This is a genomic window from Rhizobium rosettiformans W3 (assembly GCF_004912135.1).
In the GTDB taxonomy this organism is placed as follows: domain Bacteria; phylum Pseudomonadota; class Alphaproteobacteria; order Rhizobiales; family Rhizobiaceae; genus Allorhizobium; species Allorhizobium rosettiformans.
Window position 1 is genome coordinate 34363 of the sequence record NZ_STGU01000007.1, and the last position, 14882, is coordinate 49244.

Genomic DNA, 14882 nt, shown 5'->3' on the forward strand with positions numbered 1-14882 from the left:
CGATCAGGCCGAGAGACGCTGGACAGACGTGCTGTTGTCACGGAGATATTGCTCGAAACGGTCGAGTGGCTTCGGCCGCCCGACGAGATAGCCCTGGATCTCGCCACAGCCGAGTTGCCGCAGCAGTTCGAACTGACCGTTGGTTTCCACGCCTTCCGCTGCGACGCTCATGCGCAGGTCGCGGGCGAGCTTGATGACGGCCTCGACAATCGCGCGGCTGTCGGAGTTGGTCTCGAGGTCCGAGATGAAGGACTGATCGATCTTGAGCTTGTCGAAGTGGTAGCGGCGCAGATAGCTCAGCGACGAGAAGCCCGTTCCGAAATCGTCGAGCGCGATGCGCAGGCCGAGCCGCGACAGGGAGGCGAGCGTTTCCTCAATGCCGATCGTCGTCTCCATCAAAAGGCTTTCGGTGACCTCGAGTTCCAGGCGATGGGCCGGCAGGTCGTTCTGGCGCAGGGCCGTTTCGACCAGTGGCAGCAGGCCAGGGCTCAGGAACTGGCGAGATGACAGGTTCACGGCGATGCGGATGCTATCCGGCCAGCTCGCCGCGTCCTTGCAGGCCTGGCGAAGAACCCAGCTGCCGATCGCGCCGATCTGGCCCGATTCTTCAGCGATGGGAATGAACTCGGCCGGGCTGATGACGCCCAGCGTCGGATGGGTCCAGCGAAGAAGCGCCTCCGCGCAGACGACCTTCCGGGATTGGGCGTCAATCAGTGGCTGATAGTTGATGCTGAGCTGTTCTTCCGCCACGGCGAGCGCCAGTTCCTGCTCGATCAGGCTTCTGCGTCGAGCTGCGGCGTCGAGAGAGGAATCGAAGAAGCGGTAGCGATTTCTGCCGTCGGCCTTGGCGCGGTAAAGGGCCAAGTCCGCGTTGCGCATGAGCTGGTCGGGGTCCGTGCCATCGATCGGGGCACAGGCAATGCCGATGCTGACGCCGATATGCGCCATGCCCGTGCGAAGGGCAATCGGCTTTTGCAGCTTGTCGATGATCCTTGCCGCGAGCAAGGCAGCACTCTGCGGGTCGTCACCGGAGAGATGCAGGATGGCAAACTCATCCCCGCCGACGCGCGCCAGCGTATCGGATTCGCCGCGCAGCTGGCTCAGGATGCTGGCGACCGAGCGCAGCAACTCGTCGCCGCCCGTGTGTCCCAGGTTGTCATTGATCTGCTTGAAGCGATCGAGGTCGAGGAGGAGAACGGAGAAGAGGTCGCCGAAGCGCTCATGGCGGGAGACGGCGCGGGTGAAATCCTCCGCCAGCATCACCCGATTGCCGACCTCCGTCAGCGGATCGTGGCGCGCCATGTGCTCGATACGGATCCGGCTTTCACGGCTGGCGGTCACGTCACGGCCGACGCCACGATATCCCGTGAAGTTGCCCTTCTCGTCCAGAATGGCTTTGGCCGTCAGGGACCAGATCGCCAGTTCGCCGCCGAGCTCGACACAGATGTCCTGGTCGCGGAACGTCTGCTTGGAGAGCAGGCTGTTGACGAAGTTCTCATGACAGTTGCGACCGTCCACACTGACCGGCGAGAAGGGAATGATGCTGGTGATCGGCCGGCCGAGGACCATGTTTTCCGGCACCTGCATTTGCTCGTAAAAACGTGCGGATGCGCGCTCCAGATTGAAGTCGCTGTCGACACCCCAAAGCCAGTCGGCAGCATTCTCCTCGAAGTCGTTGAGCAGAAGATTGATCACATCACGCTGTTCGTCTGCGGCGAACTTCGCGCGGACGCGCTCCGTCAGGCTGCGGCATACGGCCAGTGATGATCGGATGATGATGGCCGCGAAGACGAGGTAGAGGGCGAATAGGTAGGCGCCTACCATCGTCGGATCGCGGGAGAGGGCAACGGCCGCGCCGATGGCTACCGTGCCGCAGAAGGTGATCGCTGCCGGCGGAATGGTTGCCAGTGCAAATCCACCGCCGCCGGCCATGCCGACGGTCAAGGCGATCAACACCATCCGCTGCGTTTCATCGGCGACGTGATAGGCAACGACGTCCAGTGTCGCCCAAAGGCCGCTGAGCAAGGCAGCGTAGATGACTGCCCGGACCGTTCCACGAAGGCTTGCGCGCTCTCGCGGGCCCCGATTGCGGTTGCGCCACCAGGAAAAGCTCGTGTGGACGGCGCTGACAAAAATGAGCAGGCAGACGATATTGACCGCCGTGGATGCCGAACTTCCCTGGAAAACCAGCATCGCAAGCGTCGCGTTGCACACATTTGCAGCCATCATCCATGGGGTGCTGGCCCCGACGATGGAGAGGCGGACGGCGCGAATACGTTCGGCTTCTTCCGCTGTCTGGCCGCCTTCTCCAAGGCGCAGGAAGCGGTCGAACATGCGGATCATCGGGCCGGCTACACGCGCAAGGATTCTTGTGTCCATAGCGCAATTTATAGCCACTACATTTTAAGTCTGCGTAAATTAGTCGTGTTGCTTTGTTGCGGTTGGCCGAATATCGCCTGTCGAGCGGAAGAGAACATGTCTCTTCAGGTGCGGATGCGTGTCGGGGACATTCGGATGATCGAAGTCTTGTCCTTGCAGATACTGCATCTCAAGGCGGCGCATGACAGCGGTGGACCGGATGTTGTCATGGACGGCAAAGGCGTAGATGTCGCGCAAGCCCAAGTCATCATGGCCGTATAGGAGCAGGCGTTTGCCAGCTTCGGTGACATATCCATTGCCCCAGTAGCGAGTGGCCAGGCGCCAGCCGATTTCCACTGCGCCTTCCGGAAGAATGCCCGGCAGGTCAACCTTCGACAGGCCGCAGAAGCCGTAGGCCTCGTCGGTGTCGCGATCCGCCAGAGCGTAGAAGCCCAAGCCCGTCTCCGTGATTGCGTCGCGGTTGCGCGCAAAGAGCAGATCGCATTCGGCATGGCTGCGGCGCAGCGGGAAGAAGGTCATCACCTTCTCATCGCGGTTGATCTCATAGAACAGATCGCGGTCGCCTTCCTGCCAGTTGCGAAGGACAAGCCGCTCGGTTTCGACAATGATCATTGGTCTCAGCCGGTGACGAAATCGGTCTTTCGGTAACCCTGGAGATAGAGCAGGGCAGTCAGGTCTCCATGATCGATGCGGATCTTGGCTTCTGCTGCTACAGCCGGTTTTGCATGCAGGGCAACGCCGGAGCCGGCGATGCTCAGCATGCCGAGATCGTTGGCACCGTCCCCGACGGCGATCACATCATCAGGCGAAATGCCGAGCTTGCCGGCGATGTCGAGCAGAGAATCCACCTTGGCCTGCTTGCCGAGGATGGGTTCGGCCACTTCCCCGGTCAGGATGCCATTCTCTTCGATCAGGATATTGGCGCGGTTTTCATCGAAGCCGAGCCGGCTTGCGATCGGGGCCGTGAAGACGGTGAAGCCGCCGGAGACGAGGGCCGCATAGCCGCCTCTGGCCTTCATCGTCGCGATCAGTTCGCGGCCGCCCGGGGTGAGCGTGATGCGCTTCTCGATCACCTCGTCGACCACGGTGATCGGCAGGCCCTTCAGCAAGGCGACGCGCTCGCGAAGCGCCGGTTCAAAGGCGATCTCGCCGTTCATGGCGCGTGCCGTGATCTGAGAAACCTTGTCTTTCAGCCCGACTTCGGCGGCCAGTTCATCGATGCATTCCTGGCCGATCATCGTCGAATCCATGTCGGCGATCAGGAAGGACTTGCGTCGCGTCTCTGCATTCTGCACGGCGACATCAACCGGATGGCCGGCGATGGCTTCGCGCAACAGGCGCTCTGCCTCGACCGGATCGGCATGGTCGAGGAGCGGGATGTCACAGGCAATGCCGTCGGCGAGCCAGTACAGACGTGAGGATGCCACTGCGTCTGCAGCCTTCTCGGCGAGCGCCGGGGTCAGAACAGGGTTTGACGGATTGGCGACAAGCGTGGCAACCAAGGCCATGATGGAAGATCCTAGCATGAACAACGACGCGATCCTGATAACCGGGCCGACGGCCAGCGGCAAGTCCGCGCTCGCTCTCGCTTTCGCCAAGCGCCACGCAGGCGTGGTGATCAATGCCGATAGCATGCAGGTCTACGACACGTTGCGGGTGCTCACGGCGCGCCCGAGTGTCGAAGAGATGGAGGGCGTTCCCCATGAGCTCTACGGCCATGTCCCCGCCGGTCAGAGCTATTCGACAGGTGACTGGCTGCGAGAGGTCGAGATGCTGCTCGTTCGCTTGCGCAGCGAGGGGCGCTTGCCGGTCGTCGTCGGCGGGACGGGACTATACTTCAAGGCCTTGACGGGTGGATTGTCGGACATGCCTGCCGTGCCGGATGCCTTGCGCGCCGAGCTGCGTCATCGGCTGGAGACAGAGGGAGCGCTCGCGCTGCATGAGGAGCTTGCGCAAGTCGACGCGCTCATGGCCGGGCGGCTCAATCCAGGCGATGGGCAACGCATCGTTCGGGCGCTGGAGGTCTTTCGCGCGACAGGGCGATCGATCGGCGATTTTCAGAAGCAGTCCGGGCCGGTTCTCGTCGATCCGGATCGTGCGTTGAAGCTTGTTGTCTTGCCGGATCGCAAGGTGCTTCATGAGCGGATCAACCGTCGGTTCGAAGCGATGATGGACGAAGGCGCGATCGAGGAGGTGGAGGCCATCCTGGCGCTTCGGCTGCCGCCGGAGATGCCGGCCATGAAGGCGATCGGTGTTTCGCAAATTACCGAAATGCTTGCCGGTCGCATCAGTGGGGAAGATGCGATCGAGCGCGCGTCAGCGGCAACGCGGCAATATGCCAAGCGGCAGATGACCTGGTTCCGCAATCAGATGGATGACCGCTGGCAGCGGGTCGATCCGGCGACATTCCGGATCGAGTAATCGGCTTTAGTCCCGCTTGTAGAGGCTCGAAAGCGGCTTCTTCAGGATGCTTTCGCGTAGTGATGAGCCGCCTTCGCGGCGGAGCGGTTGAGAGCCGAAGGCCGGCGGCGGCGGCTCTGCGGCATAGGCCGGAGCCGGAGTCTCGGGGCGGGGACGCAGGACTTCGTCCGCACCGGCGCGCGGCAGCATGTCCGGTCGGTAGGGCTCGATGGCCGGCGTCTCGGATGCCGCAAGCGTCTGGCGTTGGATCGGCGGCTCGTAGCTCGGGCGAGGGGCCTGTTGGAACGACGGCATGGGCTGTGGCGGAGGAGCCGCCGGGCGGCTCATGAAAGCCGCGCGGGGATCATCGTATTGATCCTCGTCGTCGAACTCCTCGTCGTCATAGATGCCATCCGGTGCGTTCGGCACGTGGCCGCCGCCGAAACTGCTGTCGAAGGCCTGCTGGAAGGCCGAGATATCCGGCCCGGCGATGGCCCGCATACGGCTGACGATCGTGCGCAGGTCGACGGTATCGGGTGTGTCCTCGGTGTATTTGGCGTTCACGCCATTGGCCTTCGGCAGCTGGCGTTCCTCGACGCGGCTGAAGCGCATGCGCATCGGCACGGCGATGGCCTCGCCAAAGGCGATCGCCTCACCATTGCCGATCGAGGAGATGAAGCTGGTCGTCGAGATCGAGCTGTCGGGGATCGCCGAGCGGATGATCTCCTGGTCGCGGTCATTGGCAAGGCGCATGGCAAAGAGCGTCGAGCACTGCGAGAGGATGGTCTGGTCGAGCTCGCCAGGTCGCTGGGTGATGACGCCGAGCGACACGCCGTATTTACGGCCTTCCTTGGCGATGCGCGCAATGGCCTGACGGGTCGGGAAGAAACCGAGCGTCGGATCGGCGGGCACGTAGCGGTGCGCCTCTTCGCAGACGACAAGCATATGGATCGCGCCATTCGACCAGAGCGCCAGTTCGAATGCCATGCGGCAGAGAACAGAGGCGACGGAATTGACGACTTCCGAGGGAATGCCGGCCAGCTGGAACGTGGAGATCGGGCGGTCGTCTCCCGGAATGCGGAAGATATGCGCGATCGTCTCCATGATCGTGTCGCTGATCGTGTTGTTGGAGAACATGAAGTGGTAGCGCGGGTCGTTGACCGCGGACATGATGCGCATCTTCAGTGACCGCAGGAACGGCTTTTCGCCGCGGCCTTCGAGACGGCCGATGCGTTCGTCGATGAGCGCAAGCAGGTCGGCGATGCGGTAGGGCACCGGAGTGTCGGCGGTCATCGAGCTCTTGTCGGCCATGCGGCGCATCAGGGCGCTCTCATTACCGCGGAAGGCGCGTTTTGCTTCCGGCATGAGGTCGCGCAGGATGTCGAGCTCCTCCGGCACGGGAGGACGCCCACGGAAGAGAACCTCCGCGAACTCGTCGAGGCGCATCAGCCAGAAGGGCAGGTCAAGCGTATCCGTGTCGATGACGACGGCCAGTTCGGGGAAGGCGGCCGCGAATTCGTTATGCGGGTCGAGGATCAGGATGCGCAGCTTCGGATCGCTCTCGATCGCCTTGCGCAGGAGCAGCGAGACGGCGGTCGACTTGCCGACGCCGGTCGAGCCGACGACGGCGAAGTGCTTCGACAGCATCGAAGGAATGTGGATCGTGGCGTCGATCGACTCGTCCTGGGTGAGCTTGCCGATGACGGCGGTGTCTCCGAGCAGCGTGTCGTAGATGCGCAGCAGGTCTGCGGCGCGGATGCGGTGGGCGATCGCGCCGAGATAAGGATAGCGTGAGATGCCGGTGGAGAAGACTTCCTTGCCGTCCTGCTGGACATAGACCTCGCCGAGAAGCTCGACCTCGATCAGGAACTGGTTGTCGGCGCCTTCGCCCCAGTCCTTGCCTTCCGTCTGCATGGAATAGGCGAGTGCCACGACCCGGTTCTTGCCGACGCTGATCGAGATCAGCCGGCCGACGGACCAGAGTTCGGTGAGGTCGGTTCCGCCGTCGGCCGCAACGGCAGAAATAGTCGCGCGCGAGCCGTTGCAGGCGACGACGCGCCCCAGCATCCGGTTCCCAGGCCGCATGCCATCGCGGCGGTCTTGTTCTCCGGCATCGCCGGACTTGTGAAGATCATCGTTCAACAAGTGCACTCTCCCTGCTGGCGCAAGCTTAGGCGGCAGCGCTTAAAATTTCGTGTAATTCATTAGGCCGATGGCGAGATGTGATCGAACTCGGCGCAACAAACTTTCGTGCTGCAAGGCAAAAATTTGCAAATGATGCGTTGACGCTCGGGGGCTTTCTGGCTAACACTTCGGCCCATGAAAAACTCGGTTGCACTTATCGTGGTGGGAAGGCGCATGGGCAGGATGGTGTAACCATCCGGCGATAGCCACCCATGCGCTAGATGACAGGCTCCTCAAGGGGCCTTTTTTTATGCCCTGAACCGGGTTATCAGCCCCAAAACCAAGAAGGCAGATGGAAACACAGCATGACGGGTAAAGACAATCAGATGACTGGCGCCGAGATCGTCCTGCGCGCGCTCAAGGATAACGGTGTCGAACACATCTTCGGCTATCCCGGTGGGGCCGTGCTTCCGATCTATGACGAGATCTTCCAGCAGGACGACATCCAGCACATCCTCGTGCGCCATGAACAGGGTGCGGGCCACGCTGCCGAAGGTTATGCCCGCTCGACGGGCAAGGTCGGTGTCATGCTGGTTACGTCAGGTCCCGGTGCCACCAATGCGGTGACGCCGCTTCAGGATGCGCTGATGGACAGCGTGCCGCTCGTCTGCATTTCCGGCCAGGTTCCGACCTCGCTGATCGGGTCGGACGCCTTCCAGGAATGCGACACCGTCGGCATCACGCGCCCCTGCACCAAGCACAACTGGCTGGTCAAGGACGTCAACCAACTGGCCTCGATCATCCATGAAGCCTTCCGCATTGCCCAGACGGGCCGTCCGGGCCCTGTCCTCGTCGATATCCCGAAGGACATTCAGTTCGCCACCGGCACCTATACGCCGCCGGATGCGCATAAGGCGCTGAAGAGCTACCAGCCGAAGGTCACGGGTGACGCCCGCGCGATCCAGGCCGCCGTCGAGCTGATGGCGTCTGCTCGCCGCCCGATCATCTATTCCGGCGGTGGCGTCATCAACTCCGGTCCGGAAGCCACCAAGCTCTTGCGCGAATTGGTTGGTCTCACCGACTTCCCGATCACCTCGACGCTGATGGGCCTCGGCTGCTATCCAGCCTCGGGCAAGAACTGGCTCGGCATGCTCGGCATGCATGGTTCTTACGAAGCCAATATGGCGATGCATGACTGTGACGTCATGGTCTGCATCGGCGCGCGCTTCGACGACCGCATCACCGGCCGTCTCAACGCGTTCTCGCCGAATTCCAAGAAGATCCACATCGACATCGATCCGTCGTCGATCAACAAGAATGTCCGTGTCGACGTGCCGATCACCGGCGATGTCGGCCGGGTTCTCGAAGACATGGTCCGTGCCTGGCGCGCCCTGCCGAAGAAGCCCGAGGCGTCGCAGACGGCTGAGTGGAATTCAACCATCGCCAAGTGGCGCGCCCGCAACTCCTTCGCCTATACGCCGTCGAAGGACGTGATCATGCCGCAATACGCCTTGCAGCGGCTCTATGAGCTCACCAAGGATCGCGACACCTACATCACGACCGAAGTCGGCCAGCACCAGATGTGGGCCGCTCAGTATTACGGCTTCGAGCAGCCGAACCGCTGGATGACCTCGGGTGGCCTCGGCACCATGGGTTACGGGTTGCCGGCAGCACTCGGTGTGCAGATCGCCCATCCGGAGAGCCTCGTCATCGACATCGCGGGCGATGCCTCGATCCAGATGTGCATCCAGGAAATGTCGGCCGCCATCCAGTATGAAGCACCGATCAAGATCTTCATCCTGAACAACCAGTACATGGGCATGGTCCGCCAGTGGCAGCAGCTCCTGCACGGCAACCGTCTGTCGAACTCCTACACGGAAGCCATGCCTGACTTCGTCAAGCTGGCCGAAGCCTATGGCGCCGTCGGCATTCGTTGCGAAAAGCCCGATGATCTCGATGGTGCGATCCAGGAGATGATCGACGTGAAGAAGCCCGTGATCTTTGACTGCCGCGTGGCCAATCTCGCCAACTGCTTCCCGATGATTCCGTCGGGCAAGGCGCATAACGAGATGCTGCTGCCGGACGAGGCGACGGATGAAGCGGTCGCCAATGCCATCGATGCCAAGGGCCGTCAGCTCGTCTGACCGGGAGGAACAAGACCATGAACGCACATCTTCAGCCGACCGGCTCGGCCTATTTCATCGCCAAAGAAACCGCCACGATCGAAAGCCACACGCTTTCGGTTCTCGTCGACAACGAGCCGGGCGTTCTTGCCCGCGTCATCGGCCTGTTTTCCGGTCGCGGCTACAACATCGAAAGCCTCACGGTTTCCGAGACCGAGCACGAGGCGCATCTGTCCCGCATCACCATCGTGACCCGTGGGACGCCGACCGTTCTCGAACAGATCAAGGCGCAGCTCGAGCGCATCGTGCCGGTGCATCGCGTGCTGGATCTGACCGTTCGGGCCCGCGAACTGGGACAGGAGCGCCCGATCGAGCGGGAGGTGGCGTTGGTGAAGGTGGTTTCGACCGGCGAGATGCGCGCCGAGACCTTGCGTCTCGCCGATGCTTTCCACGCCAAGGTTGTCGATGCGACCGTCGACCATTTCATTTTCGAGATCACCGGCAAGTCCTCAAAGATCGACCAGTTCGTCTCGATCATGAAGCCGCTCGGCCTCAACGAGATCTGCCGCACCGGCATCGCCGCGATGAACCGCGGCCCGCAGGGCATGTAAGGAATTCGGGAATACCCGAAATGCAGAAGGGCGGCCCGTTGGTCGCCCTTTTTTTGTTGTCCGCTGTTTCAGTTCATGCCGAGGAGGTCAAGGAGGCCCATCTGCTGGGGTGCAGGGGGCAGGTCGACTTCCGCCTTTTTCGGCTTTTCCTTGACGGGTTTTTCGGCCTTCGATGCTTTTTGAGGTGTCTGGATGGATGCTTCGGTTTCTGCCGGATCCGTCTTCTTCTTCGGGGCCTTCTTTGTCTTGGCTGCCGGTTCTTCAGCGGCCATGGTCTCCATGGTTTGACCCTCGACTTCGGTCGTGGTCAGCATGGCGGTCAGCGCATGGCGCAGGGCTGCGGGTCTCAGGCTGTAGTGGATGTACTGGCCCTTCTTCTCGCCCTCGATCAGTTCGGCGTTTTCCAGGATCGAGAGATGCTGGGAAATCGAGGGCTTGGCCATGTCGAAGCGCGCAGCGATCTCGCCGGCGGTCAGAGTCGATTGCGACAGATGCACCAGCATCATCCGTCGCGGATCGGAAGCGAGCGCGTGGAAGACGCGGGACGAGATCTTGTCCATTGCCGGATGAACTTCGGTCTTTCCGCGCTTTGCCATGTCATGCCCCTCAGCCTGCGGTTTTCACACCGCAATTTTCCAGTTAGGCAATCTCCTAATTTCCTGAGAGGCTGCGGTAAAGTGCTGGAAATGCAGGGCCTGTGGATAGATCGCGATTTTGCGGTGCATGGGCAGGATCGGGAGCCGCCCGGCCTTCTCTGGCCTCTACAGCATCGCCAGCGGCATTTTCCGCGACGGGGGCGGGAAGGCCGCGTCGAGGCGGGCCCAGTCCTCGTCGGAGATGTCGAGATCGACCGAGTCGCGGTTTTCCGGCAGACGGCGCAGGTTCGAGGTCTTCGGGATCGGGATCACCCCGTCACGCTCCAGCAGGAAGGCAAGGGCAACCTGTGCCGGGGTCGCCTGATAGGCCTGAGCGATGTGAATGAGTTCGGGATGGTGCAGGATACGGCCCTGCTCGATCGGGGAGTAGGCCATGATCGGGATGCCATGCTCCTGGCACCAGGGCAGGAGGTCGAATTCGATGCCGCGGCGGGAGAGATTGTAGAGGACCTGATTGACGGCGCAATTCTCGCCATCGGCCACAGAGAACAGCTCCTCCATGTCGTCAAGGTCGAAATTCGAGACGCCCCAGGCGCCAATCCTACCGGCCGCTTTCAGTTCTTCCATCGCCGCGACCGTGTCTTCGAGTGGGTGCTCACCGCGCCAGTGCAGGAGATAGAGATCGAGATGGTCGGTCCCGAGCCGGTCGAGGCTGGCATGGCAGGCCTTGATCGTGCCATCGTAGCTCGCATTCCAGGGCAGGACCTTGGAGACGAGAAAGGCGTCTTCGCGTCGATCCTTCAGCGCTTCGCCGACTATGCGTTCGGCGCCGCCATCCCCATACATCTCAGCCGTGTCAATCACCGTCATGCCGAGATCGAGCGCCAGCCTGACGACATCGACTTCCGCCTTGGCCTCGGATCTCGTTTCCCCCATCATCCAGGTGCCGAAGCCGAGTGTCGGGATCTCCTGGCCGCCCGGCAGAGTGACAGTGGGGATGGCGTCATGCATGGTGATCCTCCTTAAGGCGGGATGCGCGAAGGATAGCGAGGCGGTCCCGCGAGGCAAGGACAAAGCGCTGTGGCCTTCGTGTCACCGTAACAAGAATGCGGATGGCATCGGTCCAAAGGACAGCTAGGCTGACATAAAAATTCGGGAGAAACATCCATGTCGGCCGATACGCTTTTCGCGCTCGTCCTCTTTGCCTTTGCGACCTCGATCACGCCGGGGCCGAACAACATGATGCTCTTCGCATCGGGCGTGAATTTCGGCTTCCGGCGGACGGTGCCGCATATGCTCGGCATCGGTGCCGGCTTCCTCTCGCTCCTGATCGGCGTCGGCATGGGCCTTGGCGCCGTGCTGCATGCCTATCCGCCAGCCTTCATCGTGCTCAAGGTCGCGGGCGGACTCTATCTCCTATGGATCGCCTGGAAGATCGGTTCGTCTCGCTCGATGGGCGAGGGGGAGGCGAAGGCGCGACCGATGACGTTTCTGGGGGCTGCCGCCTTCCAATGGGTCAATCCGAAGGCCTGGGTCATGGCGGTGACGGCCATGGCGGTCTATCCTAACCCTGAGCAATATGCTTTGACGGTGGCGATCGTCGCGCTGGTCTTTGCGGCGGTGAACGTGCCGAGTGTCTCGACCTGGGCCGGGTTCGGCTCGGCGCTCAGGGAGTGGCTGGCGGTGCCGGTCCGGCTCAAATGGTTCAATATCACCATGGCTGTGCTGCTCGTGCTCAGCCTCTGGCCCATGCTGAAATAGGAATGCGCGATGTCCGGCCATCATCACGACCACGACGATCATCACCATCATCATGGCCATGATCACCACCACGACAACCAGTATTCGGACATGCAGGCGCGGGTGAAGGCGCTGGAAACACTGCTGACCGAAAAGGGCTTGATCGATCCTGAAGCGATCGATGCGATCGTCGAGACTTACGAGACGAAGGTGGGCCCAAGAAACGGCGCGCGGGTCGTGGCCAAGGCCTGGGCCGATCCCGCATTCGCCGACTGGCTGAGGCGCGATGCGACGGAAGCGATCGCCAGCCTCGGCTATACCGGCCGGCAGGGCGAGCATATGCGCGCCGTTTTCAATACGCCGGAGACGCACAATCTCGTCGTCTGCACACTGTGCTCCTGTTACCCTTGGTCGGTGCTTGGGCTCCCGCCGGTCTGGTACAAGGCGCCGGCCTATCGCTCGCGGGCGGTGATCGATCCGCGCGGCGTGCTCGCCGAATTCGGGGTCAGCCTGCCGGATGAGATGCGGATCCGCGTCTGGGATTCTACGGCGGAGCTGCGTTATCTCGTCGTGCCGCTGCGGCCCGCCGGAACCGAGGGGATGGACGAGGAGGCGCTTGCCAATCTCGTGACGCGCGATTCGATGATCGGCACGGGTCTCGCGCTCCCACCGAAGGGTTCGCGATGAACGGGCCGCATGATCTCGGCGGGCAGATGGGCTTCGGTCCGGTCGCACCGGAAAAAGACGAACCCTACTTTCATGCCGACTGGGAAAAGCGGGCGCTCGGGATCACGCTCTCCTGCGGCGCTTTCGGCGCCTGGTCGATCGACGAGAGCCGGCATGCGCGCGAGAATATTCCGCCGGCCAGCTATCTGGCGGCAAGCTATTACGAGGTCTGGATCCGCGGTATCGACATGCTGCTTGAGCGGCATGGCTTTGCCACCGCCGCGGAGTTGGCACAGGGCCGGCACCTGGAGCAGGGACACGCGCCGAAACGGGTGTTGACGGCAGACATGGTCGAAGGCGTGCTGGCCCGTGGCGGGCCTTGCGACCGTCCCGTCGAGACCGAACCGAAGTTTGCCGTCGACGACAGGGTGCGGACGAAGAATTTCCATCCGACCGGCCATACACGGCTGCCCCGCTATGCCCGGGCGAAGACGGGTGTCGTGGAGGCCGTCCAAGGCGGCTTCGTCTTTCCAGACGACAATGCCCATGGGCGAGGTGAAAACCCGCAATGGGTTTACACGGTCGTTTTCACCGGAGACGAGATCTGGGGCGAGGGTGCCGACCCGACGCTGACCGTCTCGATCGACGCCTGGGAGAGCTATCTTGAGCGCGTGTGATACGGTGATCGATCTTACGGCATCGCCGGGCTTGCCGCGCTCGCCCGAAGGGGCGCCCGTTTTCGCCGAACCCTGGCAGGCGCAGGCCTTCGCCATGACCGTGCATCTGCATGCACGCGGGGTGTTCAGCTGGGCGGAATGGGCGGAGAGCCTGTCTGCCGAAGTACATCGGCCGGAGCGGGCGGTGGATGGATCCGACTATTTCGATGCCTGGGTCGCAGCCCTGGCGGGGCTTCTGGAACGCAAGGGGCTTGCCGATCGCGACGCCGTCGAGACGTTGCGGGAAAGCTGGCAGCGGGCGGCGGAAGCGACGCCGCATGGTGCGCCCATCGAGCTTTCAAACGACCCGCTCAGGGACTGATGTCCACGATTTGTTCTGATTTCCCCGGCTTTGGCCTTGCATCAGGCCTACGAATCCGCGCATGACCTAGGCCATGCAATTCGCGCCCCAGCAAGACGAGGCCCTCAAGGCCGTTTCGAAATGGCTGAAGGAGGGGAAATCCCCCGTCTTCCGGCTGTTCGGCTATGCGGGTACGGGCAAGACGACGCTGGCCAAGCACTTTGCCGAACATGTCGACGGCGATGTGCTGTTTGCGGCCTTCACCGGCAAGGCGGCGCAGGTCTTGCGCTCGCGCGGGGCCTCCAACGCCAAGACCATTCATTCGCTGATCTACCGCCCGCGCGGTGAAGAGGCGGTGGAGGACGAGGAAACCGGCAAGACCTCGATTGCGCCGATGTTCTCGATCAACCGCCAGAGCCCGGTCGCCAAAGCGGCACTCATTGTCATCGACGAATGCTCGATGGTCGACGAGGCGCTCGGCCGCGACCTGATGAGCTTCGGCACGCCGATCCTGGTGCTCGGCGATCCCGGCCAGTTGCCACCGGTTTCCGGCGGCGGCTTCTTCACCGACCAGGAGCCGGACTACCTGCTCACCGAGATCCATCGCCAGGCGCGCGACAACCCGATCATCCAGCTCGCGATGCATATGCGCGAGGGCAAGGAGATCATGTATGGCGATTACGGCTCAACCGCGCGCGTGATCTCGAAGAACGAGGTGACGCAGGACCTGGTGCTCGGTGCCGATCAGGTGCTCGTCGGGACGAACAAGACCAGGCGGCGCTACAACATGCGGCTGCGCGAGTTGAAGGGCTTTACCGTCGATTATCCGCAGGCCGGCGACAAGCTGGTGTGCCTCAGGAACGATCAGGTGAAGGGCCTGCTCAACGGCTCGCTCTGGCAAGTGATGACCTCGTCGCGCGAAACGGTGAAGCCCGGCATCAACCTGCTGATCAAGCCCGAAGACGACGACATGGATCGCGGCGCGGCGAAGATCAAGCTTTTGAAGGCCGCCTTCGAGGACATCGAGACCGAGATCCCCTGGTCGACGCGCAAGCGTTACGACGAGTTCGACTACGGCTATGCGCTGACCGTGCACAAGGCTCAAGGCTCGCAGTGGAACGACGTCGTGTTGTTCGACGAGAGCTGGGCGTTTCGCGATACGCGCGAGCGCTGGCTCTATACCGCCGTCACCCGTGCGGCGGAGACGCTCACCATCGTCAGGTGAG

General features: G+C 62.3%; 13 protein-coding genes and 1 pseudogene. 8 read left to right on the top strand and 6 right to left on the bottom strand.

Going from position 1 to position 14882, the window contains the following annotated elements:
- Window positions 1-3 precede the first annotated feature (3 nt).
- From FAA86_RS13705 to serB, 3 genes are read right to left on the bottom strand one after another with little or no spacing between them, the layout of a single operon-like run.
- Window positions 4-2379: a putative bifunctional diguanylate cyclase/phosphodiesterase gene (locus FAA86_RS13705; RefSeq protein ID WP_136541440.1), complete on the bottom strand. Its 2376-nt coding sequence runs from the start codon at window positions 2377-2379 to the stop codon at window positions 4-6.
- 39 nt (window positions 2380-2418) lie between these two features.
- Window positions 2419-2991, bottom strand: coding sequence for a GNAT family N-acetyltransferase (locus tag FAA86_RS13710; protein ID WP_136541442.1), 573 nt, complete (start codon window positions 2989-2991; stop codon window positions 2419-2421).
- A gap of 5 nt (window positions 2992-2996) precedes the next feature.
- Window positions 2997-3887 carry a phosphoserine phosphatase SerB gene (gene serB / locus FAA86_RS13715; protein WP_136541444.1) on the bottom strand — a complete coding sequence of 297 codons (891 nt, stop codon included), beginning with the start codon at window positions 3885-3887 and terminating at the stop codon, window positions 2997-2999.
- Here serB and miaA point away from each other — a divergent pair.
- Window positions 3886-4800 (top strand): tRNA (adenosine(37)-N6)-dimethylallyltransferase MiaA, encoded by a 915-nt coding sequence (gene miaA, locus FAA86_RS13720; RefSeq protein ID WP_136541795.1) that lies wholly within the window; start codon window positions 3886-3888, stop codon window positions 4798-4800. The genes serB and miaA overlap by 2 nt on opposite strands.
- 6 nt (window positions 4801-4806) lie before the next feature.
- On the opposite strand, the gene FAA86_RS13725 is transcribed toward miaA, so the two are convergent.
- Entirely contained in the window at window positions 4807-6924 is a 2118-nt protein-coding gene (locus tag FAA86_RS13725) for an ATP-binding protein (protein ID WP_136541446.1), read from the bottom strand.
- Window positions 6925-7289: 365 nt separating this feature from the next.
- On the opposite strand from FAA86_RS13725, the gene FAA86_RS13730 reads away from it, so the two are divergent.
- Together FAA86_RS13730 and ilvN are read left to right on the top strand one after the other, a co-directional pair.
- Window positions 7290-9047 (top strand): acetolactate synthase 3 large subunit, encoded by a 1758-nt coding sequence (locus FAA86_RS13730; protein ID WP_377344426.1) that lies wholly within the window; start codon window positions 7290-7292, stop codon window positions 9045-9047.
- A 17-nt stretch (window positions 9048-9064) separates the two neighbouring features.
- A complete protein-coding gene (gene ilvN / locus FAA86_RS13735) occupies window positions 9065-9637 on the top strand; it encodes an acetolactate synthase small subunit (RefSeq protein WP_113460856.1) in 573 nt (190 codons plus the stop codon).
- Window positions 9638-9957: 320 nt separating this feature from the next.
- Here the strand turns inward: ilvN and FAA86_RS25210 are convergent.
- A pseudogene (locus tag FAA86_RS25210) lies at window positions 9958-10233 on the bottom strand (metalloregulator ArsR/SmtB family transcription factor); the annotation flags it as partial.
- Window positions 10234-10398: 165 nt separating this feature from the next.
- Window positions 10399-11244 carry an aldo/keto reductase gene (locus FAA86_RS13745; protein WP_136541448.1) on the bottom strand — a complete coding sequence of 282 codons (846 nt, stop codon included), beginning with the start codon at window positions 11242-11244 and terminating at the stop codon, window positions 10399-10401.
- Window positions 11245-11400: 156 nt separating this feature from the next.
- Between FAA86_RS13745 and FAA86_RS13750 the strand changes: the two genes are divergently transcribed.
- From FAA86_RS13750 to FAA86_RS13770, 5 genes are all read left to right on the top strand, one after another.
- Window positions 11401-11994: a LysE family translocator gene (locus FAA86_RS13750; RefSeq protein ID WP_136541450.1), complete on the top strand. Its 594-nt coding sequence runs from the start codon at window positions 11401-11403 to the stop codon at window positions 11992-11994.
- 9 nt (window positions 11995-12003) lie between these two features.
- Window positions 12004-12660: a nitrile hydratase subunit alpha gene (gene nthA / locus FAA86_RS13755; protein WP_136541452.1), complete on the top strand. Its 657-nt coding sequence runs from the start codon at window positions 12004-12006 to the stop codon at window positions 12658-12660.
- Complete coding sequence (gene nthB, locus FAA86_RS13760; RefSeq protein WP_136541454.1) at window positions 12657-13316, top strand: nitrile hydratase subunit beta; 660 nt, start codon at window positions 12657-12659, stop codon at window positions 13314-13316. The genes nthA and nthB overlap by 4 nt, the downstream gene beginning before the upstream one ends.
- Window positions 13303-13677: a nitrile hydratase accessory protein gene (locus FAA86_RS13765; protein ID WP_136541456.1), complete on the top strand. Its 375-nt coding sequence runs from the start codon at window positions 13303-13305 to the stop codon at window positions 13675-13677. Before nthB ends, FAA86_RS13765 begins: the two co-directional genes overlap by 14 nt.
- A 73-nt stretch (window positions 13678-13750) precedes the next feature.
- A complete protein-coding gene (locus tag FAA86_RS13770; protein WP_136541458.1) occupies window positions 13751-14881 on the top strand; it encodes an ATP-dependent DNA helicase in 1131 nt (376 codons plus the stop codon).
- The last annotated feature ends 1 nt before the right edge of the window (window position 14882 follow it).